20 protein-coding genes are annotated in these 24,418 nt (G+C 68.9%); 8 read left to right on the top strand and 12 right to left on the bottom strand.

What is annotated here, in order from left to right:
* Positions 1-94: 94 nt before the first annotated feature.
* The 6 genes from ABZX85_RS03150 to ABZX85_RS03175 all read right to left on the bottom strand — a co-directional run bounded on the left by ABZX85_RS03150 (position 95) and on the right by ABZX85_RS03175 (position 6,199).
* The gene (locus ABZX85_RS03150; RefSeq protein WP_355862043.1) at positions 95-1,159 is read right to left on the bottom strand and encodes a dipeptide ABC transporter ATP-binding protein; all 1,065 of its coding nucleotides are present in this window, start codon (positions 1,157-1,159) and stop codon (positions 95-97) included.
* Complete coding sequence (locus ABZX85_RS03155; RefSeq protein ID WP_355862045.1) at positions 1,152-2,126, bottom strand: ABC transporter ATP-binding protein; 975 nt, start codon at positions 2,124-2,126, stop codon at positions 1,152-1,154. Before ABZX85_RS03155 ends, ABZX85_RS03150 begins: the two co-directional genes overlap by 8 nt.
* Positions 2,127-2,221: 95 nt before the next feature.
* Positions 2,222-3,205, bottom strand: coding sequence for an ABC transporter permease (locus ABZX85_RS03160; protein WP_355862047.1), 984 nt, complete (start codon positions 3,203-3,205; stop codon positions 2,222-2,224).
* A complete protein-coding gene (locus tag ABZX85_RS03165) occupies positions 3,198-4,121 on the bottom strand; it encodes an ABC transporter permease (RefSeq protein ID WP_355862049.1) in 924 nt (307 codons plus the stop codon). Before ABZX85_RS03165 ends, ABZX85_RS03160 begins: the two co-directional genes overlap by 8 nt.
* Before the next feature lie 6 nt (positions 4,122-4,127).
* The gene (locus ABZX85_RS03170) at positions 4,128-5,765 is read right to left on the bottom strand and encodes an ABC transporter substrate-binding protein (protein ID WP_355862051.1); all 1,638 of its coding nucleotides are present in this window, start codon (positions 5,763-5,765) and stop codon (positions 4,128-4,130) included.
* 83 nt (positions 5,766-5,848) lie between these two features.
* Positions 5,849-6,199 carry a helix-turn-helix transcriptional regulator gene (locus ABZX85_RS03175; protein ID WP_355862053.1) on the bottom strand — a complete coding sequence of 117 codons (351 nt, stop codon included), beginning with the start codon at positions 6,197-6,199 and terminating at the stop codon, positions 5,849-5,851.
* A 395-nt stretch (positions 6,200-6,594) separates the two neighbouring features.
* On the opposite strand from ABZX85_RS03175, the gene ABZX85_RS03180 reads away from it, so the two are divergent.
* The 6 genes from ABZX85_RS03180 to ABZX85_RS03205 all read left to right on the top strand — a co-directional run bounded on the left by ABZX85_RS03180 (position 6,595) and on the right by ABZX85_RS03205 (position 13,075).
* Positions 6,595-7,134, top strand: a complete 540-nt coding sequence (locus tag ABZX85_RS03180; protein WP_355862055.1) for a hypothetical protein — start codon at positions 6,595-6,597, stop codon at positions 7,132-7,134.
* A gap of 231 nt (positions 7,135-7,365) precedes the next feature.
* Positions 7,366-9,165 (top strand): ABC transporter substrate-binding protein, encoded by a 1,800-nt coding sequence (locus tag ABZX85_RS03185; protein WP_355862057.1) that lies wholly within the window; start codon positions 7,366-7,368, stop codon positions 9,163-9,165.
* A complete protein-coding gene (locus ABZX85_RS03190; protein ID WP_355862059.1) occupies positions 9,162-10,202 on the top strand; it encodes an ABC transporter permease in 1,041 nt (346 codons plus the stop codon). The genes ABZX85_RS03185 and ABZX85_RS03190 overlap by 4 nt, the downstream gene beginning before the upstream one ends.
* On the top strand, positions 10,199-11,083 hold the full coding sequence (locus ABZX85_RS03195) for an ABC transporter permease (protein ID WP_355862061.1): 885 nt from the start codon (positions 10,199-10,201) through the stop codon (positions 11,081-11,083). Before ABZX85_RS03190 ends, ABZX85_RS03195 begins: the two co-directional genes overlap by 4 nt.
* Positions 11,080-12,036, top strand: coding sequence for an ABC transporter ATP-binding protein (locus tag ABZX85_RS03200; RefSeq protein ID WP_355862063.1), 957 nt, complete (start codon positions 11,080-11,082; stop codon positions 12,034-12,036). The genes ABZX85_RS03195 and ABZX85_RS03200 overlap by 4 nt, the downstream gene beginning before the upstream one ends.
* Before the next feature lie 55 nt (positions 12,037-12,091).
* Positions 12,092-13,075: an ABC transporter ATP-binding protein gene (locus ABZX85_RS03205; RefSeq protein ID WP_355862065.1), complete on the top strand. Its 984-nt coding sequence runs from the start codon at positions 12,092-12,094 to the stop codon at positions 13,073-13,075.
* Positions 13,076-13,106: 31 nt separating this feature from the next.
* On the opposite strand, the gene ABZX85_RS03210 is transcribed toward ABZX85_RS03205, so the two are convergent.
* From ABZX85_RS03210 to ABZX85_RS03230, 5 genes are all read right to left on the bottom strand, one after another.
* The gene (locus ABZX85_RS03210; RefSeq protein WP_355862067.1) at positions 13,107-14,216 is read right to left on the bottom strand and encodes a dipeptide ABC transporter ATP-binding protein; all 1,110 of its coding nucleotides are present in this window, start codon (positions 14,214-14,216) and stop codon (positions 13,107-13,109) included.
* Positions 14,209-15,261 carry an ABC transporter ATP-binding protein gene (locus ABZX85_RS03215; protein ID WP_355862069.1) on the bottom strand — a complete coding sequence of 351 codons (1,053 nt, stop codon included), beginning with the start codon at positions 15,259-15,261 and terminating at the stop codon, positions 14,209-14,211. Before ABZX85_RS03215 ends, ABZX85_RS03210 begins: the two co-directional genes overlap by 8 nt.
* Positions 15,262-15,271: 10 nt before the next feature.
* Positions 15,272-16,213 carry an ABC transporter permease gene (locus ABZX85_RS03220; protein WP_355862071.1) on the bottom strand — a complete coding sequence of 314 codons (942 nt, stop codon included), beginning with the start codon at positions 16,211-16,213 and terminating at the stop codon, positions 15,272-15,274.
* Positions 16,206-17,132: an ABC transporter permease gene (locus tag ABZX85_RS03225; protein ID WP_355862073.1), complete on the bottom strand. Its 927-nt coding sequence runs from the start codon at positions 17,130-17,132 to the stop codon at positions 16,206-16,208. Before ABZX85_RS03225 ends, ABZX85_RS03220 begins: the two co-directional genes overlap by 8 nt.
* Before the next feature lie 151 nt (positions 17,133-17,283).
* Entirely contained in the window at positions 17,284-18,900 is a 1,617-nt protein-coding gene (locus tag ABZX85_RS03230) for an ABC transporter substrate-binding protein (RefSeq protein ID WP_355862075.1), read from the bottom strand.
* A 763-nt stretch (positions 18,901-19,663) separates the two neighbouring features.
* Here ABZX85_RS03230 and typA point away from each other — a divergent pair.
* The gene (typA, locus tag ABZX85_RS03235) at positions 19,664-21,571 is read left to right on the top strand and encodes a translational GTPase TypA (protein ID WP_355862077.1); all 1,908 of its coding nucleotides are present in this window, start codon (positions 19,664-19,666) and stop codon (positions 21,569-21,571) included.
* A 67-nt stretch (positions 21,572-21,638) separates the two neighbouring features.
* Here the strand turns inward: typA and ABZX85_RS03240 are convergent, their stop codons facing one another.
* Positions 21,639-23,816, bottom strand: a complete 2,178-nt coding sequence (locus tag ABZX85_RS03240; RefSeq protein ID WP_355862079.1) for an ABC transporter family substrate-binding protein — start codon at positions 23,814-23,816, stop codon at positions 21,639-21,641.
* Positions 23,817-24,130: 314 nt separating this feature from the next.
* Between ABZX85_RS03240 and ABZX85_RS03245 the strand changes: the two genes are divergently transcribed.
* Positions 24,131-24,412: a hypothetical protein gene (locus tag ABZX85_RS03245; RefSeq protein WP_355862081.1), complete on the top strand. Its 282-nt coding sequence runs from the start codon at positions 24,131-24,133 to the stop codon at positions 24,410-24,412.
* The last annotated feature ends 6 nt before the right edge of the window (positions 24,413-24,418 follow it).

The following is a 24,418-nucleotide window of genomic DNA, read 5'->3' on the forward strand; positions in this document are numbered from 1 at the left end:
CGGCCGTACGCTGTTCAGCTTGGAGCGTCCGTATATCGGAACCGGGTCGGGGAAGTTGCCTGCGTGTTAACGCGGTTACTGTGCGTTTGGGTGGCTATGGACCCGCGTTTCCTTGATCGTCACCTGCCGGGACGACCCGCTTCTCCTCCGCGAAATGGCACGCCGAGTCATGCGCCGCAGGCCCGCTCACGTCCCTGAACTCCGCCGGGACCGCCAGCAGCGGAACCTCCAGTTCGCATCTCTCCCGGGCCTTCCAGCAGCGCGTGCGGAAGCGGCAGCCGGAGGGGACGTTCGTCGGGGAGGGGACGTCGCCGGAGAGGATGATGCGGTCCCGGTGCTCGCGCGCCTCCGGGTCGGGCACCGGGACCGCCGACAGCAGCGCCTGCGTGTACGGGTGCGTCGGGTGGTCGTAGATCTCCGCGTCCTTGCCGATCTCCACGATCCGGCCCAGGTACATGACGCCGACGCGGTCCGAGATGTGCCGGACGATCGACAGGTCGTGCGCGATGAACACGTACGACAGGTCGAACTCGCTCTGGAGGCGCTCCAGCAGGTTGATCACCTGAGCCTGCACCGAGACGTCCAGCGCGGAGACCGGTTCGTCGGCGACGATCACCTCGGGGCGCAGGGCGAGCCCCCGCGCGATACCGATGCGCTGGCGCTGGCCGCCGGAGAACTGGTGGGGGTAGCGGTTGATGTACTCGGGGTTCAGGCCGACGACGTCCAGGAGCTCCTGGACGCGGCGGCGCCGGTCGCCCTTGGGGGCCACCTCGGGGTGGATCTCGTACGGTTCGCCGATGATGTCGCCGACGGTCATACGGGGGTTGAGGGAGGTGTAGGGGTCCTGGAACACCATCTGGATGTTCCGGCGGACCGACTTGAGCGCCTTGCCGGAGAGCTTGGTGATGTCCTCGCCCTTGTACTTGATCGACCCTTCGGTGGGGCGCTCAAGATTGACCAGCATCTTGGCGACCGTTGACTTGCCGCAGCCCGATTCCCCGACGATCCCGAGGGTCTCTCCACTGTTGACGGCGAAATCAACACCATCAACCGCTCTGACCGCGCCGACCTGTTTCCTGAACAGGATGCCTTGAGTGAGCGGGTAGTGCTTGACCAGTCCACTCACTTCCAGGATCGGCTCAACCGTTGAATCAACCATTGAGGCACTCCCTCCAGAAGTGGCAGGCGCTGGTGCGGTGTTCGCCGGCGTCGTTGAGCGGCGGTACATCCGTCCGGCAGACGTCCTGAGCCATCGGGCAGCGAGGGTTGAACGCGCAACCCGTAGGGATGTTCATCAAGTTCGGCGGCAACCCCTTGATCGCGTACAGCTCCTGCCCCTTCTGATCAAGACGGGGGATGGAATCAAGCAGTCCGCGCGTGTAGGGGTGGGCGGGCGCCTTGTAGATGTCGTGCACGGGCGCCTGCTCGACAATCCGGCCCGCGTACATGACGGCGATCCGGTCGGCGACGTCCGCGACGACCCCGAGGTCGTGGGTGATCAGGATCAGCCCCATGTTGTACTCGCGCTGCAACTCCGCGAGCAGGTCCATGACTTGAGCCTGGACGGTGACGTCGAGGGCCGTGGTCGGCTCATCCGCGATGATCAGGGCCGGCTCCAGCGCCAGCGCCATGGCGATCATGATGCGCTGGCGCATACCGCCGGAGAACTGGTGGGGGTACTGCCGGACGCGTTCCTTGGCGGCGGGGATACGGACCCGGTCCATCAGCTCGACGGCCTTGACGCGGGCGTCCTTGCGGGACATCCCCCGGTGCACCTCGAACATCTCCCCCAGCTGGTCCCCCACGCTCAGCACGGGGTTCAGCGAGGACAGCGCGTCCTGGAAGATCATCGCCATCTGCGCCCCCCGGATCTTGCGCCGCTCCTCCTCCTTGAGCTTCAGCAGATCCTGCCCCTGGAAGAGGATCTCGCCCCCGCCGATCCGCCCCGGAGGCGTGTCGAGAATCCCCATGATCGCCTGCGCGGTGACGGACTTCCCCGACCCCGACTCCCCCAGCACGGCCAGCGTCTCCCCGGCCTCCACGCCGTACGACACCCCGTTAACCGCCTTGGCCACCCCGTCCCGCGTACGGAACTCCACATGCAGATCACGCACTTCGAGCAGCATGACGCCGGCTCACCTCACTCCCGGACGGGACGGACACACGGACACGGCACTTCGCCCCACCACACCCAGCACCCCCACCACCCCCGGCACCCCCGTCACCCCCTCAGCTTCGGGTCGAGGGCGTCGCGGACCGCGTCGCCGAGCATGATGAAGGCGAGGACGGTGACGGCGAGGGCGCCGGAGGGCCACAGGAGGGCGTGGGGGGCGTTGCGGATGTAGGGGGAGGCGGCGGAGATGTCGATGCCCCAGGAGACGCTGGGGGGTTTGAGACCGACGCCGAGGTAGGAGAGGGTCGCTTCGAGGGCGATGTACGTGCCGAGGGCGATCGTCGCGACGACGATCACCGGGGCGACCGCGTTCGGGGCGATATGGCGTAGCAGCATGCGGGAGTTGGAGGCGCCGAGGGCGCGGGCCGCCTGGACGTAGTCGTTCTGTTTGGCGGTGATCACGGAGCCCCGGGCGATCCGGGAGATCTGGGGCCAGCCGAGCAGGACCATGAAGCCGATCACCGGCCAGATGGTGTTGCTGGTGACGACCGAGAGCAGGACGAGTCCGCCGAGCACCACCGGGATCGCGAAGAAGATGTCGGTGATGCGGGAGAGGACCGAGTCCCAGACGCCGCCGAAGAACCCGGCGAGTCCGCCGAGGACGCTGCCGAGGACGGCGACGCCGAGGGTCGCGAGGACGCCCACCGCCACCGACGTCCGCGCGCCGTACACCGTACGCGTGTAGACGTCGCACCCCTGCCCGTCGTACCCGAAGGGGTGCCCGGCGGAGGAGCCCTGCTGGGCCTTGGCGAGGTCGCACTTCAGCGGGGAGCCGGAGGCGATCGCCGAGGGCCACAGGGAGATGAAGACCAGGAAGAGGATGACGAGGGCGGAGACGATGAAGACGGGGTTGCGGCGCAGGTCGAGCCAGGCGTCGGACCACAGCGAGCGGGGTTTCCCGGCGGGCCCGCCGGACGGTCCCCCCTCCGGGCCGGCCCCCTCCAGGCTGGCCCCTTCGCTCACCGCGAGGTCCATCGCCCCGCCCATCCCGGTGGCGGCGATCACGCCCTCGGGCTCCTGGGGTTCAGGCATAGCGAATCCTCGGGTCGAGTACGGCGTACAGGAGGTCGACGAGCAGGTTCGCCACCAGGAACACGAGCACCAGCACGGTCACGAAGCCGACGACGGTCTGCGTGTTCTGGCGCAGGATGCCCTGGTAGAGCTGGTATCCGACGCCGTGGATGTTGAAGATCCGCTCGGTGACGATCGCGCCGCCCATGAGCGCGCCGACGTCGGTGCCGATGAACGTGACGACGGGGATGAGGGAGTTGCGCAGGAGGTGCCGGGTGACGACCCGGCGCCGGGGCAGCCCCTTGGCGATCGCCGTACGGACGTAGTCGGCCCGCCGGTTCTCGGCGATGGACGTCCGGGTGAGCCGGGTGACGTAGGCGAGTGACACGGACGCCAGGACGAGCCCGGGGACGAAGAGTTCGCCGAACTCGGCGTCCGTGGAGACGGACGGTTTGATCCAGCCCCACTCGACACCGAGCAGCAGCTGGAGCAGCAGGCCGGTGACGAAGGTGGGGACGGAGATGACGACGAGGGTGACGAGGAGGACGGCGGTGTCGATCGGCTTGCCGCGCCGAAGGCCGGTGACGACGCCCAGGGTGATGCCGACGACGATCTCGATGAGGATCGCGACGATCGTCAGGCGGATCGTGACGGGGAACGCCGTCGACATCAGCTCGGTGACCTTCTGGCCGTTGAACGCCGTACCGAAGTCTCCGGTGAAGACGTTCCCCATGTAGGTCAGGTACTGCTGCCAGACCGGCTTGTCGAGGCCGAACTCCTTCTTGAGCTGGGCCGCGGTCGCGGGGTCGCACTGCCGGTCGCCGCACAGGCCGGCGATGGGGTCGCCCATCACGTTGACCATGAGGAAGATCAGCAGGGTGGCGCCCACGAAGACGGGGATCATCTGGAGCAGGCGCCGGACGACGTAGCGTCCCATGGCGGGTCAGCCGACCTTGATCTCGTTGTAGACCGGGACGGAGAACGGGTTGAGCTTGACGTTCGAGAGGCGCTCCGAGTAGCCGGCGCTGCCGTTCTGGTACCAGAGGGGGATGGCGCCCATGTTGTCGCGCAGGACCTCCTCCGCCTTCTGGAAGTCCTCGACGGCCTTGCCGGTGTCGGTCTCGGCGTTCGCCTGGTCGACGAGCTTGTCGAAGTCCTTGTTGGACCACAGGCCGTCGTTGGAGGAGGCGTTGGTGTAGTACAGCGGCTGGAGGAAGTTCTGGATGAGCGGGTAGTCCATCTGCCAGCCGGCGCGGAAGGGGCCGCTCATCTTGTGCTGGGTGATCTGGCTGCGGAAGTCGGCGAAGGTGCCGACGGGGTTGCCGACGCACGCCTTGTCGTTGCCGAGGGCGTTGTTGATGGAGTTGCAGACGGCGTCGACCCACTGCTTGTGGGAGCCGGTGTCGGCGTTGTAGCTGATCTTGACCTGGCCGCCGGGGATGCCGCCGCCCTCCTGGATCAGCTTCTTCGCCTCGGCGGGGTCGTACTTGCAGGAGTCGCCGCACAGGCCGGCCTTGTAGCCGCCGTCCGCGCCGAGGACCGGGGAGGTCCAGTCGGTGGCGGGGGTGCGGGTCTTCTGGAAGATCGTGTCGGTGATCTGCTCGCGGTTGATGGCCATGGAGAGGCCCTGGCGGACCTTCTCGGAGCCCGCCTTGTTCCAGTTCTTGTCGTAGAACGGGAAGGCGAGGGTCTGGATGATCCCGGCGGGGGTGTTGAGGTAGCGGTCGCCGAGGTCGCTCTTGACGTTCTTGAGCTGCGAGGCGGGGACGTCGTCGACGAGGTCGAGGTTGCCGGCCATCAGGTCGGTGTACGCCGTGTTGTTGTCGGTGTAGACCTTGAGGGTGACGCCGGCGTTCTCGGCCTTGTCGGAGCCGGGGTAGGCGTCCCACTTCTTCAGGCTCATCTGGGAGCCCTTGGTGTACGAGTCGATGGTGTACGGACCGTTGCCGACGGGCTTCTTCAGCCAGCCGGCGTGGTCGGTGTAGAAGGTCTGCGGGAGCGGGACGAACGCGTTGTAGCCGAGGGTGTCGGGGAACGTGGAGAACTTCTGCGACAGCCTGACGGTGAAGGTCAGCGGGCCGGTGACCTTGAGCCCGGAGAGGGTGTCGGCGGTCTGGGCGCTGCCGTCCTCGGGGTGGGTCTTGGTGAAGCCGTCGATGTAGGAGAAGAAGTAGGCGTTCTTCTGGTTGTTCTTCAGGCTCGCCGCGTAGTTCCAGGCGTCCACGAAGGACTTGGCGGTGACCTTCTCGCCGTTGCTGAACGTCCAGCCGTCCTTGACGGTGACGGTGAAGTTCTGCGAGTCGGTGGTGTCGATCTTGTCGGCGAGCATGTCGTTCGCCTTGCCGGTCTCGGGGTCGTACCGCTTGAGCCCGCGGAAGGTCATGTCGAGGACCTTGCCGCCCTGCACCTCGTTGGTGTTGGCGGGCTCCAGCGGGTTCTGCGGGTCGCCCCAGGACGCGGTGAGCACCCCGCTGCCGCCGCCGCTCCCGCCGCTGCCGCTGTCGCCGCCGCCACATCCGGTGGCGACCAGAGCGACCGCTGCCGCCCCTACGACCCACTTGGCGTGCGTGGCTCCACGCATGGATGCCTCCCTCATGTACCGCACCTGTCCGTTATGGGCCACTATCGCCACATATCAGACGTACGGCACATTCGGGCCGCCCGTTAGGAGGACACCCTGCTCACCGGCGCCGCGCGGCGCATCTGGACGCCCGGGACCCGGAAGGCCACCTGGACCGAGCCGGTCGGAGAGAGGGCGATGAGGAGGTTGGCGGTCATGGCCGCGGCGAGCCGCTCCAGAAGGGGCAGCGTCGGCACGGCCTTGCCTCTTTCGAGGCGGGAGAGGGCGCCCTGGCTCATTCCGGCCTGGGCGGCGAGGCGTTCCTGGGTGAGGCCGAGTTCGACGCGGCGGGCGCGGACCGCGGCGCCGAGGGGGGTGCCGAGGCAGTCCCAGCCGTTGTTCGGGCGAGGGGTGTGCGGGATTCGTGGTTCGGTCTGCACGACCATGTTCTTCATCTCCCCGTGGTGACGGCGCGAACGAAAGCGCCGATGCCCAGGGGACACCAGGAATGCGGGTGACGGTTCCCCATTTGGGCAACATTTGAGGTTGCCGACAGGGCCTTATACCGAGGAATGCATACACCTCTCAGATGTGATCCAGGTCACATTATGCGGCTTGAACATAGGGGCATTTCACCCACCCCGCAGCCAATTCCGGCACCCCCGACGGCGCTATGGGCGTTTTGCCGACCACCCCTGACGCCGTGTCAATGCCCGCGTGAACTCCCTTCCCGGGCAACCCGGTTGTCACCCCGGGCACCTCGCGGCCAATCTTCACCTCGCCACGGCACCGGAAATCGCCACCCGGAATACCGCCGACGGTGAACCGCTCATCGAAGGGAATTGAAACCGTGCGGAAAATCGCCAGCTCCGTGATCGCGTCCGCCCTCCTCGCCGGCGGCGCGGTGGCCGTCTCGGCGGCGCCCGCCTCCGCCGCCTGCCCGCCCGACCCGGGCGTCCGCTACACCATCACGAACAAGTCCACCGTCAGCCAGGGCACGAACCTGCACAGCGAGTGGATGTACGACAACCTCGGCGGCAGCCTCACGTACAACAAGACGACGACGGCGGCGGTCAACGCCAGCGGCACCGCGACCCTCGGCACCGAGGCCGGCGTCATCTTCGCCAAGGCGAGCGCCTCCTTCGCGGTCACCGTCGGCAAGACCTGGACCAAGTCCAGCAGCTGGACCTACTCGATCCCGGCGAAGAACAAGGCCGGCAAGACCAAGGTCCGCATGACGATGTTCCACGAGTCGAAGAAGTTCCTCGCGACCAAGTACGCGTTCCACTACGACGCGCGCTGCAAGTACATCGAGAAGAAGGTCTGGTCCAAGTGGATCACCGCCCCGGTGAAGAAGGACGCCAACGTCTGGGGCCTGGAGTGGAAGTAGCCCTGACGGGGCTGTGAGCCGACGGTCCGCCGGTCTTCGACGCCGGCGGGCCGTCAGCGTTTCACCAGCCAGGCTTCACCGGTCTCGACCATTGCCGTACGACGATCCGATCATCGCCGCGTTTGCGCAGGCCACACGGGGTGCACGCATCGTTGACGGCGGCTTCGGCACCCTGGTACACCGTCCGACAACCGGTCCCTGTGCGAATGGTGTGAAGCGAGGTCATGTGCGATGAACCGACCCGGACGCCTTCTGACGGCCGCGGCCCTCACCACCTCCCTCCTGCTCCCCGCCCTCTCCGGAGCGCCCGAGGCGCACGCGAAGGACGGCCCCAAGGTCCTCACCGTCGCCGTCGCCCAGAGCGTCGACTCCCTCAGCCCCTTCCTCGCCTCCCGTCTGGTCAGCACGAGCATCCTGCGGCTGACGTACGAGTACCTGACGGACTACGACCCCGGCGACGCCCGCGCGGTCCCGGGTCTCGCGACGAAGTGGACCCCCTCCCCCGACAAGCTGACCTGGACGTACACGATCCGCTCCGACGCCACCTGGTCGGACGGGAAGAAGGTCACCGCCGAGGACGCGGCCTGGACGTTCACGAAGATGATGACGGACCCGAAGGCGGCCACCGCGAACGGAAGTTACGTCACCAACTTCGCCCGGGTGACGGCCCCGACGCCGACCGAGCTCGTGATCCGGCTCAAGAGCCCGCAGGCGACGATGACGGCGCTGGACATGCCGATCGTGCCGAAGCACGTGTGGGAGAAGGTCGGCGACTTCTCGAAGTTCGCCAACGACAAGACGTTCCCTATCGTCGGCGACGGCCCCTATCTCCTCACCGACTACAAGGCCGACAGCTACGTCCGGCTGAAGGCCAACAAGAAGTTCTGGCGGGGCGCCCCCAAGTTCGACGAGCTGCTCTTCAAGTACTACAAGGACGGTGACGCGGCCGTCGCCGCCCTCCAGAAGGGCGAGGTGTCCTTCGTCCCGAACCTCACCCCCGCCCAGGCGAACGCCCTCGCCGACGACAGGAACATCAAGGTCAACAACGCCCCGGGGCGCCGCTTCTACGCCCTCGCCGTCAACCCGGGCGCCCGCGCCAAGGACGGCACCCGCTTCGGCGACGGCCACCCCTCCCTCCAGGACCAGCGCGTCCGCCAGGCCCTCTTCCGGTCCGTGGACCGCACGGCCCTGATCGACCGGGTCTTCCAGGGCCGTGCCGTCGAGGGCGAGGGGTACATCCCGCCCCGCTTCGCCGACTACTTCTGGAAACCGTCGGCGGACCAGGAACTCGCCTACGACCCGGCGCGCGCCGCCCAGCTCCTCGACCAGGCCGGCTACAGGAAGAACGCGGACGGCCGCCGGCTCGGCAAGGACGGCAGGCCGATCACCTACCGCGTCCTGTGCCACGCGACCGACCCGAACGACAAGGCGGTCGGCCAGTACCTCAAGGAGTGGTGGGACAAGCTCGGGATCGGGCTGCGCCTCGACTGCCTCGACAACGTCACCGACCCCTGGCTCGCGGGCCGTTACGACCTCGCCTTCGACGGCTGGTCGGTCAACCCCGACCCGGACTACGTCCTGTCCATCCACACCTGCGCGGCCCTCCCCGCGACCCCCAAGGACACCGGCGCGACCGACAACTTCATCTGCGACAAGCAGTACGACGCCCTGTACGCACGCCAGTTGGCCGAGTACGACCCGGTGAAGCGCGCCGGCCTCGTCAAGCAGATGCAGTCACGGCTGTACGACCTGGCCTACATGAACGTGATGGCGTACCAGAACTCCGTGGAGGCGTACCGCACGGACCAGATCGCCTCCGTCGAGACGATGCCGAAGGCCGCCGGGAACATCTACGGGCAGGACGGCTACTGGAGCTGGTGGTCGGCGGTGCCGGCGGCGTCGTCCGGCGAGTCCTCGTCGGGGCTGTCGGGCGGGGCGGTCGCCGGGATCGTCGGCGGGGCCGTCCTGCTCGCCGGGGCCGGGGTGTTCCTCGGGCTGCGGCGGCGCGCGGGGGCGGAGGACCGGGAGTGAGCGAGGCGCTCGTCGAGGACGTCGGGAAGGCTCCCGGGGCGTCGGCCTCCGCCGTCCGGGCCGGCTATCTCCGGTACGGCGCGGGCAAGGCGGGCGGGGCGGTCGTCTCGCTGCTGGCGGTGCTCGTCACGGGGTTCTTCCTGTTCCGGCTGATCCCGGGCGACCCGGTGAGGACGATGACCGGGGGCCGGCCGGTGTCGGTGGAGCAACTGGCGCAGTACCGCAAGGAGTTCGGGCTCGATCTGCCGGTGTGGCGGCAGTTCACGGACTACTGCGGGAAGGCGCTGACCGGTGACCTCGGGACGTCGTACCAGTTCCGGACCCCCGTCGTCGACAAGATCACCGAGGCGCTGCCGAACACGCTGCTGCTGACGGGGACGGCGTTCGTGCTGTACACGCTGCTCGGCATCGTCCTCGGGACGCGCTCGGCCTGGCGGCACGGCGGGCTGGGCGACCGCCTCAACACCGGTCTGGCGCTGGCCCTCTACTCCGTGCCGTCGTTCTGGCTGGGGCTGCTGCTGATCATCGTGTTCGGGGTCGGGGCCGGTCCGATCCCGGGACTCTTTCCGACCGGCGGCATGGAGACGGGTGGTGAGGAGGGGCTCGCGTATGTCCTGGACGTGGCGCACCACTTGGTGCTGCCGGTGGTGACGCTCGTCGCCGTCGAGTACGGGCAGACGCTGCTCGTGACCCGCTCGGCGCTGCTCGACGAGATGGGCAGCGACTATCTGACGACCGCGCGGGCCAAAGGGCTTCGGGACGTGGTGGTGCGGCGCCGGCACGCCGTGCCGAACGCGCTGCTGCCGACGGTGACGCTGGTCTTCGTCAACCTGGGCCGGACCGTCGCCGGGGTGATCCTGGTGGAGACGGTGTTCTCCTGGCCGGGCCTCGGCGGCCTCTTCTACCAGGCGCTCAGCGTGCCCGATCTCCCGCTCGTACAGGGCCTGTTCCTGTTCTTCGCGGCGGCGGTGATCGTCATGAACACCCTCGCCGACCTCGTCTATCCGCTGCTCGACCCGAGGGTGGCCGCCCGATGACGACGCTGGCGTGGCAGCGCAGGCGCCTGAGCGCCGTCCGCTTCTGGAACACCTACCGCACGCACCGCGCGGGGCTGCTGGGCCTCGCCGCGCTGACCGTGTTCGCGCTGGTCGCCCTCACCGCCCCGCTGACCGTCGGCGCGGACGTCACCGGGGTGACCGACGCGCCGGGCCGTCCGCTGGAGAGCCCGAGCGGCGAGTTCTGGCTCGGCACCGACCGCTACGGCCGTGACCTGCTGGGCCTCGTGATCTGGGGCTCGCGGGTGTCGCTGCTGGTCGGGCTGCTCGCGGCGGTCCTGTCGGTGGCGATCGGCGCGGTCGTCGGGATCACCGCCGGGCACTTCAAGGGCGTGTACGCGACCGTCGCGATGCGGGTCACGGACTGGTTCCTCGTGATGCCGACGCTGGTCCTCGCGATCGCCCTCGCGACCGTCATGTCCCGCTCGCTCGGGACGGTGGTCCTCGCGATCGGGGTGACCTCCTGGCCGACGACGGCCCGGCTGGTGCGGGCGCAGACGCTGGCCGTCGAGTCCCGGCCGTACATCGAACGCGCGACGGCGCTGGGGGGCGGGCACGGGCATGTCATGGGCCGGCACGTCCTGCCGAACGTGATGCCGCTGGTGCTGGCGCAGACGACGCTGATGGTGTCGTCGTCGATCCTCGCGGAGGCGACGCTCGCGTTCCTGGGGCTCGGTGATCCGACGGTCGTGTCCTGGGGCGGACTTCTCCAGGAGGCCCGGGAGGCGGGTGCGGTGAGTGCGGGTGACTGGTGGTATCTGGTGCCGCCGGGGATCGCGATCGCGGGGGTGGCGCTGGCGTTCACGCTGTGCGGGCGCGCGGTCGAGTCGGTGCTGAACCCCCGGCTGGGGGTGGGGCGTTGAGCGTCCTTGAGGTACGGGATCTGCGGGTGACGTACGCGGGCGGGTTCGCGGCGGTCCGCGGGGTGGACCTGGAGCTGACGGCCGGTCAGAAGCTGGGCGTGGCCGGGGAGTCGGGGTGCGGGAAGTCGACGCTGGCGCTCGCGCTGCTGCGGCTGCTGCCGGCCGGGGCGCGGGTCGAGGGGCGCATTCTGCTGGACGGCGAGGATGTGCTGACGATGCGGTGGGGGCGGCTGCGGGCCGTCCGCTGGGCGGGCGCGTCCCTCGTCTTCCAGGGGGCGATGCACTCCCTCAACCCCGTCCACCGGGTCGCCGACCAGATCGCCGAGCCGATCGTCCTGCACGGCGCGGCGACCCCGGCCGCCGCCCGGCGCAGGGCCGGCGAGCTGCTGGAACAGGTGGGGCTACCGGCGGCGCGGGGCCGCTCCTACCCGCACGAACTCTCCGGCGGGCAGCGCCAGCGCGTGATGATCGCGATGGCCCTCGCCTGCGGCCCCCGCCTGATCGTCGCCGACGAACCGACGACCGCCCTCGACGTCATGGTCCAGGCCCAGATCCTGCGCCTGATCGAGGGGTTGGTGACGGAGGAGGAACTGAGCCTCATCATGATCAGCCACGATCTCGCCGTCCTCGCGGACACCTGCGACCGCCTCGCGGTGATGTACGCGGGCCGCGTCGTGGAGGAGGGCCCGGCCCGCGACCTCTTCGACGACGCCCGCCACCCCTACGCCCGCGCCCTGGCCTCCGCCTTCCCCCGGATCGGCGACCCCGCCGCCCGCTTCGCCCCCCGGGGCCTGCCCGGCGACCCCCCGGACCCCGCCGCCCTCCCACCCGGCTGCGCCTTCCACCCGCGCTGCACGGTGGCGCTGGACACCTGCGCGGTGGACGACCAGACCCTGCGGGCGGCCGGGGCGGGGCGGCAGGCGGCCTGTGTGCATGTGGGGAACGGCCGGTGAGCGCCGCAGGGCACCCGTCGGCGGCCTCCGCCCACCCCCGCACGAGGAGCCTCCGATGACCCTGCTGACCGCCGAGTCCCTCCATGTCACCTTCCCCGGGCGCCGGGGCGGGCCTCCCGTACGGGCCGTGGACGGCGTGGAGTTGGCCGTGGGCACCGGCGAAGTCGTCGCGCTCGTCGGGGAGTCGGGGTGCGGCAAGACGACGCTGGCGCGGGCGCTGCTGGGCCTGGTGCGCCCGAGCGCCGGCCAGGTCACCTTCGCCGGCTCGCCCCTGTCGTACAACTCCCGCGCCCTGAAGGCGTATCGGCGCAAGGCACAGCTGGTGCTCCAGGACCCCAGCGGGTCACTGAACCCCCGGCACACCGTCTATGACGCGGTCGCGGAGGGGCTGCGTATCCACGGGTACGGCGGTGACGAGCGGGCGGCGGTCGCGGGGGCGCTCTCGCGGGCGGGGCTGCGGCCTCCCGAGCGTTTCTTCCTGCGCTACCCGCACGAGCTGTCCGGCGGCCAGCGTCAACGCGTCGTCATCGCGGGGGCGTTGGTGCTGGAGCCGGAGCTGCTGGTGGCGGACGAGCCGGTGGCGTCGCTGGACGCGTCCGTGCGCGGCGAGATCCTCGCGCTCCTGCTGCGGCTGCGCACGGAGCTGGGGCTCGCGGCCCTCGTCGTCACCCACGACCTCGGCCTCGCCTGGAACATCGCGGACCGCGTCGCGGTGATGTACCTCGGCCGGATCGTCGAGACGGGCACGGTCGAGGAGGTCCTGACAACACCCCGCCACCCCTACACCCAGGCCCTCCTGTCCGTCCTCCCCGAGGCCCCCGGCACCCCCGTCGTCCTCACCGGCGAACCTCCCGACCCCTCCCGCATCCCCACCGGCTGCCGCTTCCGGGCCCGCTGCCCGGTACTGGCGAGCGGGGAGGCGGAGCGGGCCGGGGTGGCGGGGAGGTGCCGGACGGAGGACCCGGGGGTGCTGAGCGGGGCCGGCGCGGCGCAGGTGGCCTGTCACCACGCCGCGAAAACGCCGGTTCCCGGCACCTGAACCGCCAGGTGCCGGGAACCGGTCGAGCGAACTACGCCGCGTGGACGATGTTCTTGTCCTCGGCGAAGTGGCACGCCGAGTCGTGCGCGGCCGGGGTGTTCTCCCCCTTGAAGCGCTCGGGGACCGCGAGGAGCGGAACCTCCTCGGCGCACTTGTCCTGGGCCTTCCAGCAGCGGGTGCGGAACCGGCACCCGGACGGCGGGTTGGCCGGGGACGGCACGTCACCGGTGAGGATGATCCGGTCGCGGTTCTCCCGCGCCTCGGGGTCGGGCACCGGGACGGCCGACAGCAGCGCCTGCGTGTACGGGTGCGTCGGGTGCTCGTAGATCTGCTCGTCGGTGCCGATCTCGGCGAGCTTGCCGAGGTACATGACCCCGACGCGGTCCGAGATGTGCCGGACGATCGACAGGTCGTGCGCGATGAAGATGTAGGACAGGTCGAACTCGTCCTGGAGACCCTCCATCAGGTTGATGACCTGGGCCTGCACGGAGACGTCCAGCGCGGAGACCGGCTCGTCGCAGATGATGACCTCGGGGTTGAGGGCGAGTCCGCGGGCGATGCCGATGCGCTGCCGCTGGCCACCGGAGAACTGGTGGGGGTAGCGGTTGATGTACTCCGGGTTCAGGCCGACGACGTCGAGGAGCTCCTTCACCCGCTGGCGCCGGTCCCCCTTCGGAGCCACCTCGGGGTGGATGTCGTAGGGCTCCCCGATGATGTCGCCGACCGTCATGCGCGGGTTCAGCGAGGTGTACGGGTCCTGGAAGATCATCTGGATGTTCCGGCGGACGGCCTTGAGGGCCTTGCCGGACAGCCGGGTGATGTCCTCGCCCTTGTAGAAGACCTCGCCGGACGTCGCCCGCTCCAGGTTCATCAGGAGCTTGGCGACGGTCGACTTCCCGCAGCCGGACTCGCCGACGATGCCGAGCGTCTCGCCCTTGTAGAGGTCGAAGGAGACCCCGTCGACGGCCTTGACGGCGCCGACCTGGCGTTTGATGACGATGCCCTGCGTCAGGGGGAAGTGTTTGACGAGGTTGCGCACCTGGAGGATCGGCTCCCCCCGGTCCGCGGGGGCGGGCTTCGCGTCCTCGGAGACGTCCGGCTTGACGTCCTCGGGCTCGGCGGCCTTGGTCGTCTCAGCCATGGATCGTCTCCTTCCAGAAGTGGCACGCGCTGGCGCGGCCGGGCAGTTCCGTCCCGTCCCGCTCGGTCACCGGGACGAGCGGCGGCAGGTCCGTACGGCAGATGTCCTGCGCCCGCTCGCAGCGCGGGTTGAAGGCGCAGCCCTGCGGGACCTTGAGCAGGTTGGGCGGCAGCCCCTTGATCGCGTACAGCTCCTGGCCCTTCTGGTCCAGGCGCGGGATCGAGTCGAGCAGACCCCGGGTGTACGGGTGGGCGGGGCGCTTGTACAGCTCGTGCACCGGCGCCGTCTCCACGATCCGGCCCGCGTACATCACGGCGATCTTGTCGGCGACGTCCGCGACGACCCCGAGGTCGTGCGTGATGAGGATGAGCCCCATCTGGTACTCGCGCTGGAGCTCCGCGAGGAGGTCCATGACCTGGGCCTGGACGGTCACGTCGAGGGCCGTGGTCGGCTCGTCCGCGATGATCAGGTCCGGTTCCAGGGCGAGCGCCATGGCGATCATGATGCGCTGGCGCATACCGCCGGAGAACTGGTGGGGGTAGTCGTTGACGCGGGCCGCGGCGGCCGGGATCTTCACCCGGTCCATCAGCTCGATGGACTTCGCCTTGGCGTCCTTGCGGGACATCCCCTGGTGGACGCGGAACATCTCACCGAGCTGGAACCCCACGCTGAGCACGGGGTTGAGCGAGGAGAGCGCGTCCTGGAAGATCATCGCGATGCGGGCACCGCGCAGCTTGCGCCGCTCGTCCTCGGGCATGGCGAGCATGTCCCGGCCGTGGAAGAGGATCTCGCCCTTGGGGATGCTGGCCGGCGGCATGTCGAGGATGCCCATGATCGCCTGAGCCGTCACGGACTTGCCCGAGCCGGACTCGCCGAGCACGGCGAGCGTCTCCCCGGAGCGCACCGAGTAGTTGACCCCGTTGACGGCGCGGACGACGCCCTCGCGGGTCTTGAACTCGACGTGCAGGTCGCGCACTTCGAGCAGCGGACCGTCCGTGCCGTCCCGGGGGGCCGGGACGGCGTCTGTCGTATCGATGGTGGTCACGTACGCCTCCCTAGCGCATCTTGGGGTCGAAGGCGTCGCGCACCACGTCGCCGAGCATGATGAACGCCAGCACGGTGACGCTCAGGAAACCGGCCGGGAACAGCAGCGCGTGCGGCGAGGTGAGGAACCGGTCCTGCGCGTCGGAGATCATCAGGCCCCAGGAGATGTTGGGGGCCTGGATGCCGATGCCCAGGTAGGACAGGGCGGCCTCGGCGGAGATGTAGACGCCGAGGTTCATCGTCGTGATGACGATGACGGGGGCCAGCGTGTTGGGCAGGATGTGCCGGAACGCGATCCGCTTGGAGTCGGCGCCGAGGGCCCGGGCCGCCGCGACGTAGTCGTGGTACTTGTTCGCGATGACCTCGCCGCGCATGATCCGGAAGACCTGCGGCCAGCCGAGGATCGCCATGATGAACGAGACGCCCCAGACGTTGCCCGCGTTGAAGATCGACATGATCAGCAGACCGCCGATGATCAGCGGCAGGGACGCGAAGATCTCCGTGATGCGGGAGACGACCGAGTCGACCCAGCCGCCGACGAGACCGGCGAGCATGCCGAGCAGTCCGCCGAGGAGCGTGGTGGCGAGGGTGGTGAGGACGCCGACCACGATCGAGTTGCGGGTGCCCCAGACGGTGCGGGTGTAGATGTCGCAGCCCTGGACGTCGTAGCCGAACCAGTGGCCCGAGGTCGGTCCGCTCATCGAGTTGTCGAGCTGGCAGAAGCCGTCGGACAGCGGGGAGCGCGAGGTGAACAGGCCCGGGGCGATCGCCAGGGCGAGCAGCGCCGCGATGATGATCACCGTGAAGATGAACATGGGCCGCTTGCGCAGGTCCGCCCAGCCGTCCTTGAGGAGGCTGGCCTGCCGGGCGGCGGCCTTCTCCTCCGCCTCCAGCTCCTTGGCCAGCGCGGCCTCGTCGGGGACGGAGGGCTTCTCCATCGTCTTCTCACTCATAGCGAATCCTCGGGTCGAGCACGGCGTACAGCAGGTCTACGAGGAGGTTGGCCACCAGGTAGATCAGGACGAGCAGGGTCACCAGACCGACCACGACGGGCCGCTCGCGCAGGTACACGGACTGGGCGATCTGGCCGCCGAGACCGGGCAGGTTGAAGACGCGCTCGGTGATGATGGCGCCGCCCATCAGGGCGCCGAGGTCCATGCCCAGGAAGGTGACGACTGGGATCAGCGAGTTGCGCAGCGCGTGCACGCCGATGACCCGGCGCCGGGGCAGGCCCTTGGCGACGGCCGTACGGACGTAGTCGGCGCGGACCGACTCGCCCATGCTCGTGCGGGTGAGGCGGGCGATGTACGCCATGGAGGTCGAGGCGAGGACGATGGCGGGCAGGATGTAGCTCTGCGGCCAGCCCTGTTCGATACCGGCGACCGGCGTGATCTTGAGGTTCACACCGAGCTCCAGCTGGAGCACGCTGCCGAGGACGAAGACGGGGATGGAGATCAGCACCAGCGTGGAGATCAGCACCACGTTGTCGATGAACTTGCCCTTCTTCAGCGCCGCGAAGATACCCGCGACGATGCCGATGACGGCCTCGATCGCGAACGACGTGAGGGCGAGGTTCAGCGTGACGGGGAACCGCTCGGAGACGATGTCCGAGATCTCGCGCCCGTTGTACGTCTGACCGAGGTCACCGGTGAAGACGCCGCTGATGTAGTGCCAGTACTGCTGATAGAGCGGTTCGTTGAGGTGGTACTGCGCTCTCAGCATCGCCGCGACGTTGGGGTCGGCGCGCTTCTCGCCGGCCAGAGCCTGGATCGGGTCGCCGGGCAAAGCGAAGACCAGGCAAAAGATGATGAACGTGACGCCTATCAGTACAGGGATTGCCTGTAGCAGGCGTCGCGCCGCATATCGGCCCATGGGTACTCCAGAGGGGGGGTTGCTGTGCCGTCCGAGGCCGGGGGCGCGGCATGTTCGGACGGGAGACGGCAGACGGGGTGAGCAGGGGAAGGACCCGCCTCCCCCTGCTCACCCTCGGTCCGCGCTTGGTCGGAAACCGCTCAGCTGCGTACTAGCTGAGCTTGACCGTGTCCCACAGGACGTTGTGGCCGACGACCTTCACCGACTTGATCTTGTCGCTGAAGCCGCCGTTCATCTTGTAGAAGTACACCGGGATGTACGGCATCTCGTCGAGGATGATGTCGTCCGCAGCCTGGTACTTCTTGATGGCCTCGGCCGGCGTCGCCGCCTGGTCGCCCTCGACGAGGAGCTTGTCGAAGGTCGGGTTCGAGTAGCCGGCGTAGTTGGAGCCGTTGGCGATGGCGTCCGTGGAGAAGATCGGACGGAGGTAGTTCTCCGCGTCCGGGTAGTCCATGTTCCACGCCATGCGGAACGCGCCCTGGTACTTCTTCGCGTCCAGGTCGTTCAGGATGGTCTGGAACTGCTCGAACGGCTTGGGCGTGACCTTGATGCCCAGGTTCTGCTGGATCTGGTTCGCGACCGCGGTGATCCACGCCTTGTGGTCGCCGTCGGCGTTGTATCCGAGCTCCAGCGTGTTGCCCGGCAGGCCGCCGCTGGCCTTGTACAGCTCCTTGGCCTTCGTCGGGTTCAGCGTGCAGGCGTCGCCGCAGGCGCCCTGACGGTAGCCGTCGATGATGGGGCTGATGAAGTCGTCGGCGGGCATACGCGCACCGAGGAAGATCTTGTCGGCGATCGCCTTCCGGTCGATCGACATCGAGATCGCCTTGCGGAGGTCCTTGTTCTGGAACGCCTTGTTGTACTTCAGCGGGAAGCCGATGTAACCGACGCCCGAGTCCGCCTCGTCGATGGTGCGGCCCGGCAGGTCCTTCTTGTACGTCGGCAGACCCGAGTTCGGGATCGTGATGTCGAGGTCGAGGTTGCCGGCGACCAGGTCCTTGTAGGCGGTGTCCTGGTTCGAGTAGATCTTGAAGTTGATGCCCTTGACGGCGTACTTCGACGCGTCCGGGTACTTGTCGTACTTCTTGAGCGTGATCGACTCGTTGTGCTTGACCGCGCCGTCCATCTGGTACGGGCCGTTGCCGATCGGGTTCTCGCCGAACGCCTTCGGGTCCTTGAAGAACGCCTGGGGCAGCGGGGAGAACGCGGAGAACGAGAGCTGCGCGCGGAACGCGGAGAACGGACCGGTCAGGGTGATCTGAAGGGTGTTCTCGTCGACGGCCTTGAGGCCGGACATCTTGTCCGTCGCGGGCTTCTTGCCCTCGCCCGGGTTCAGGTCGGCCCAGCCCTGGATGTGGTTGAACAGCGGGTTGGTCTGCTGCGCGTTGGTCTGGTTGGCGCCGTAGTTCCAGGCGTCGACGTAGGACTGCGCCGTGACCTTCTCACCGTTGTGGAAGGTGTAGCCGGACTTCAGCTTGATCGTCCAGACCTTGCTGTCCTTGGTCTCGATCGACGCCGCCATGTCGTCGACGACCTTGCTGTTCTCGTCCAGCTTGGTCAGACCCGTGAAGAGGGCGTGGATGACCTGGCCGCCCTCGGTCTCGTAGGTGTTGCTCGGAACAAGACCGTTCTGCGGCTCACCGATCTGCATCGCGACGATGCCGTCGTTCTTGCCCGAGCCGCTGCTGTCACCGCCGCCGCCACAGGCCGTCGCGCCGAGTACCACCACCGTGGATATGGCCACCCACTTGGCGCTCTTGGCACCGCGCATGGGTTCCTCCTCATGAGTCCCTAGGTTCACCGCATAGAAGAGCACAAGACAGCACACCGTCACCTATGTCGGTAAGAGTCGAGTGCCCCCCAGCGCTCGCGAGCCGACGCCACCTGAAGACGTGGACCCGTGGTTCCGAGCTCTACGCGCCTAACTATCTGCCATCACACATGGCCGAACCACACCCTCAAGGTCTCGGTTCGATCACACCTGTCGCCTACTTCTTCCAAAATCCGGACAAAGCGTTAGGCGAAAGATCCCTGCGAAACGGACTTGTTACACAACTATCGGCACGGAGTGTCCGGATAGCGGACGCGGGGACAGAAAAACCATTTGCCAACAAGCACGGAGGAACTCCTCTACGCGCCGGGCGGAACAAAACGTGACGTAAGCCGACAGGTGGCCCGTCGTCATCGCCACGATAGCGCCGCGCCACCCCCGATGCGATCGCTCCGAGTGACCCCGCGCAGGTCGTAGGGAAAACCCTGTATGCGCGAAGGCCGGACCCCTCGAAGACATCGGCGTCCGGGCCGGAGAAGAAAGTGACGGCGGGGGCGGAAACCGAGGTGCGGGAAAGGGGAGGGGCAATTCCGAAACCGTGTCAGGGGAATCCCCGGGCCCCGCCCACCCCTCCGGAGGCACCCCCTCCCCGAGCCCCGTACCATGGGGTGAGGCCGTGGCATGTTCCGCCCGGTCGGGCCCGCGTAACACAGATGTGCGCAGCAGGGGCCCTCCCTGACCACATCCAGGAGTACGCCGCACTATGGCCACGCGCCACGACATCCGCAATGTCGCCATCGTCGCCCACGTCGACCACGGCAAGACCACCCTGGTCGACGCCATGCTCAAGCAGGCCGGTGCCTTCGCGGCGCACGCCGCCGAGTCGCTCGACGACCGCATGATGGACTCGAACGACCTGGAGCGTGAGAAGGGCATCACGATCCTGGCCAAGAACACGGCCGTGAAGTACCACCCGAAGGATGGCGGCGACGTCATCACCATCAACATCATCGACACCCCGGGCCACGCCGACTTCGGCGGCGAGGTCGAGCGCGGTCTGTCGATGGTGGACGCGGTGGTCCTGCTGGTGGACGCCTCCGAGGGCCCCCTCCCCCAGACCCGGTTCGTGCTGCGCAAGGCGCTCCAGCAGCGCCTGCCCGTCATCCTGTGCATCAACAAGACGGACCGCCCGGACTCCCGGATCGACGAGGTCGTCAACGAGACCTACGACCTCTTCCTCGACCTCGACGCCGACGAGGACCAGATCGAGTTCCCGATCGTCTACGCCTGCGCGCGTGACGGCGTCGCCTCGCTGACCAAGCCGGAGGACGGCACCGTCCCGGCCGACAGCGACAGCCTGGAGCCGTTCTTCTCCACGATCCTCTCGCACGTCCCGGCCCCGGAGTACGACCCGGAGGCCCCCCTCCAGGCCCACGTCACGAACCTCGACGCGGACAACTTCCTCGGCCGTATCGCGCTGCTGCGCGTCGAGCAGGGCGAGCTGCGCAAGGGCCAGACGGTCACCTGGATCAAGCGCGACGGCACGATGTCGAACGTCCGCATCACCGAGCTGCTGATGACCGAGGCGCTCACCCGCAAGCCCGCCGAGGTGGCCGGCCCCGGTGACATCTGCGCCGTCGCCGGTATCTCGGACATCATGATCGGCGAGACCCTCGCGGACACCGAGAACCCGATCCCGCTCCCGCTGATCACGGTCGACGAGCCGGCGATCTCGATGACGATCGGCACGAACACCTCGCCGCTCGTCGGCCGGGGCGGCACCGGCAAGGGCGCCGACAACAAGGCCGCCGTCAAGGACCGCAAGGTCACCGCCCGCCAGGTCAAGGACCGCCTCGACCGCGAGCTCGTCGGCAACGTCTCGCTGCGCGTCCTCGACACCGAGCGTCCCGACGCCTGGGAGGTCCAGGGCCGCGGTGAGCTGGCGCTCGCCATCCTGGTCGAGCAGATGCGCCGCGAGGGCTTCGAGCTGACCATCGGCAAGCCCCAGGTCGTCACGAAGGAGGTCGACGGCAAGACGTACGAGCCCGTCGAGCGCATGACGATCGACGTCCCCGAGGAGCACATGGGCGCGGTCACGCAGCTCATGGGCGTCCGCAAGGGCCGCATGGACAACATGTCGAACCACGGCTCCGGCTGGGTCCGCATGGAGTTCGTGGTCCCCTCGCGAGGTCTGATCGGCTTCCGGACCGAGTTCCTCACGCAGACCCGCGGCACGGGCATCGGCCACTCCATCCACGAGGGCCACGAGCCCTGGTTCGGCGTGCTGACCACCCGTAACAACGGCTCCCTCGTCGCCGACCGCTCCGGCGCCGTCACCGCCTTCGCGATGACGAACCTCCAGGAGCGCGGCGTCCTGTTCACGGACCCGGGCACCGAGGTGTACGAGGGCATGATCGTCGGCGAGAACTCCCGCTCCGACGACATGGACGTCAACATCACCAAGGAGAAGAAGCTCACGAACATGCGGTCCTCGTCGGCCGACTCGTTCGAGGCGATCGTCCCGCCGCGCAAGCTCTCCCTGGAGCAGTCCCTGGAGTTCTGCCGTGACGACGAGTGCGTGGAGGTCACCCCGGAGGCCGTGCGCATCCGCAAGGTGAACCTGGACGCCCGCGAGCGCGCCCGCGCCGCGAGCCGCGCCAAGCACGGCTGACGTACGCGAAAAGGCCGGTGCCCCCCTTTCACGAGGGGGGCACCGGCCTTTTCGTGTGTCCTGGCGCCTATTCGGCGGACGGCGACGGCGAGACCTTCGCGCCCTTCTTCAGGAAGCCCATGTCCTCGAAGACCGGCGTCTGGAAGCCGAAGGCGCCCGCGTTCACCAAGTTCTTACGCGCGGCCGTCAGTTGGGGGCGCTGGTAGAGGGGGATGGAGCCGGCGGCGGCCCAGATCCGGGAGTCGGCCTTGCGCAGCAGCGAGCGGGACTCGTCCGCGTCGAGCGTGGCGAGCGCCTGGTCGAAGAGCTGGTCGACCTGGTCGGTGCCGACCCGCGTGTAGTTCTGCTCGACGCTGAGGGAGCCGTCGGCCGCGGGGACCGGCTTGGAGTAGATCGGGCGGGCGTCGGTCGCGGGGAACGCGGACGCCGGCCACGAGTAGAGCGCCAGGTCGTACTGGCCCGAGGCGATGTGGTCCTTGAAGTAGCTCTCGTCGGGGACCTTGGTGACCTCGGTGCGGACGCCGACCTTGGTGAGCATCCGCGAGATGCGGTCGGCGACGACCCGCAGGGACTCCGAGCCGGGGCCGGACGGGACGACGAAGCGCAGGGAGAGCGCCTTGCCGTCCTTGGCGAGCGGACCCGCCGCGCCGCCGGGGGCGGGGGTGCCCTTCGGGGCGTACGCGCCGGGCGCACCGCCCTGCTTGGCGTACTGCTTGCCGTCCTGCGCGCGGGCCGACGCGTCCGAGGAGGGCGCCTTGCCATGGGAGGGGGCCTTGTCGTCGCCCACGATGTACGTGCCGTCGTCGCCGCCCTCCGACTCGGACTCCCGCTGCGGTCCCGCCCCCTTCTCACCGGGCTTCTTCTCGGCGACCGGCCCCCCGGCCACCCAGCCCGCGTCCGTGAGGAGGGCCTGTGCCTCGGCGGTGTCCTGGTCGCCGAGCGCGCCGCTGCCGTCGGCGTAGGCGTCCTGCCCGGAGAGCGCGAGGTGGGAGCCGACGGGGGCGGCGGGCAGACCGAGCGGCTTGAGTACGGCGTCGGCGAGCTCGACGCGGTCGAGGGCGCGGGCGACCGCGCGCCGGACGCGTTCGTCGGCGAGGGGGCCGTTCTCGCCGTTCATCGCGAGCTGCGTGTAGGCGGGCTCCAGGGACTTGCGGACCTCGAAGCCCTGGAGGGTCGTCTGCTGCTTCTCCCAGGCGGCGATGGCCTTGCGGAGCTTCTTGCCGGCCCGCGCCTTGCGTTCGGCGCCCTCTTCCTCGTACTCGTCGCTCTCGGCCTTCGCGGCGGCGGACGCCTCGGCCATCGCGGTCCTGAGGGCCTTCGGGGCGGTACGGCCGCTGCCGGTGCCGGAGAGGGGGCCGCCGGTGCCCTTGGCGGCCTCGGCGATACGGCCGGCGTCGGCGGGGTCGATGTCGGCGAGGTCGACGGAGCCCGCGGCGAGGGCGGCGGCGCGCTTCGCGCGGGGTACGGCGGTGAGGTCGATCTCGGACAACTTCGCGGGCCGCCCCCACCAGCGGGCGTTGCGGGTGAGGCGGATCACGTGCTTCTTGCGGTCGACCTCGGTGAGCGCGAACACCCCCGCCGTGGTCTTGAGCTTGCGGCGCGCCCCGTCGTTGAAGGCGTCCGGGGTGCCCATGACGTCCTTCGGGTACAGCGGCGAGAACAGGGACCGCCAGTCGGCGTAGGGGCGGCTGAAGGTGACCCGGACCTCAAGGTCGTTGGCGCCGCGCTCGACCTTCTCGATGCGGTCGTACCCGGCGTTGCGGGCGGTCCAGTAGGCGCTGTCCTTGCCGGACAGGGCCCGCCACTGGGCGGCGAAGTCGGCGGCGCCGATCTCGCGGCCGTCGCTCCAGACGGCCTGCTGGTTCAGCCGGTACAGGACGACCTGCTTGGGCTCGGTCTCGACGACCTTCGCGGACTCCAGGTAGTCCGCGTCGCGCTGCGGGCGGCCCTCGGCGTCGAGGCGGTACATGGCGGGCAGGACGGCCTGGGCGACGCGGGTGGTGGTGGCGGTCGCGTCGGACTGGAAGGCGTTGAAGGTGTCGGGGACCTCGTCGACGGCCCAGCGCAGGGTGCCGCCGTCGGCGACGAGGGCCCGGCCGGCCGCCGCGATCTGCTGTCCGGCGAGGGGCTTTCCGGCCTCGTCCGCACCGCCGCAGCCGGTGAGCAGGGGGACCGCGAGCACGCCCGCGGTGAGGAAGGCGACCGAGCGCGTGACCGCGCGGGTGCTGACGCCGTCGTGGGACATCGCTGTTACCTCCGGCTCCGCGGGACCGCTCACGCGGATCGACATAAAGTCCGATCAACTCCTGATCGGATGTACTGGCGGACGTACGCCGCCACTGAAGAGGAACGGGTCCCGGGAAGGCTCCCGACACGACGGGGGCCGGTGCCAAGGCCACCCGCACGGCGCAATGCGCTCTGTGCGCCCCGGCGCAAATCCGACCCCGTGCGCCCCATCGGTCACCCAATCCGTGCAGACCGCTTCACACCGGCGGGTGTGACGCGCAACACTCGCAGGCGCATGAACGTCATGTCCGCCCACGGAAGTGAGGTCGCGTCATGTCCGTGCACGACGAACTGACGTCGGTCCAGCGCTGCCTCGACGATCTGCTGCGCGCCGTCGGCCGGCTGGAGAAGCAGACCGACCCCGGCTCGCTGGAGCTGCGCCGGGTCCGCTCCGACGCGAACCACCTGCGCGAGAGCCTGGCGCTCCTGCGCGAGACGACACCTGATCCGCAGGCCCGCCGCCCCGACCTGGTCGCCATCCCCGACACCCCGTACGACAGCTCGCTGTGGACGGACTCGGACGACGAGGGAGTGGGCAACCGCCACCGACCCTGAACACCG

The sequence above is a fragment of the Streptomyces sp. NPDC004539 genome, assembly GCF_040610055.1.
Lineage (GTDB): Bacteria > Actinomycetota > Actinomycetes > Streptomycetales > Streptomycetaceae > Streptomyces.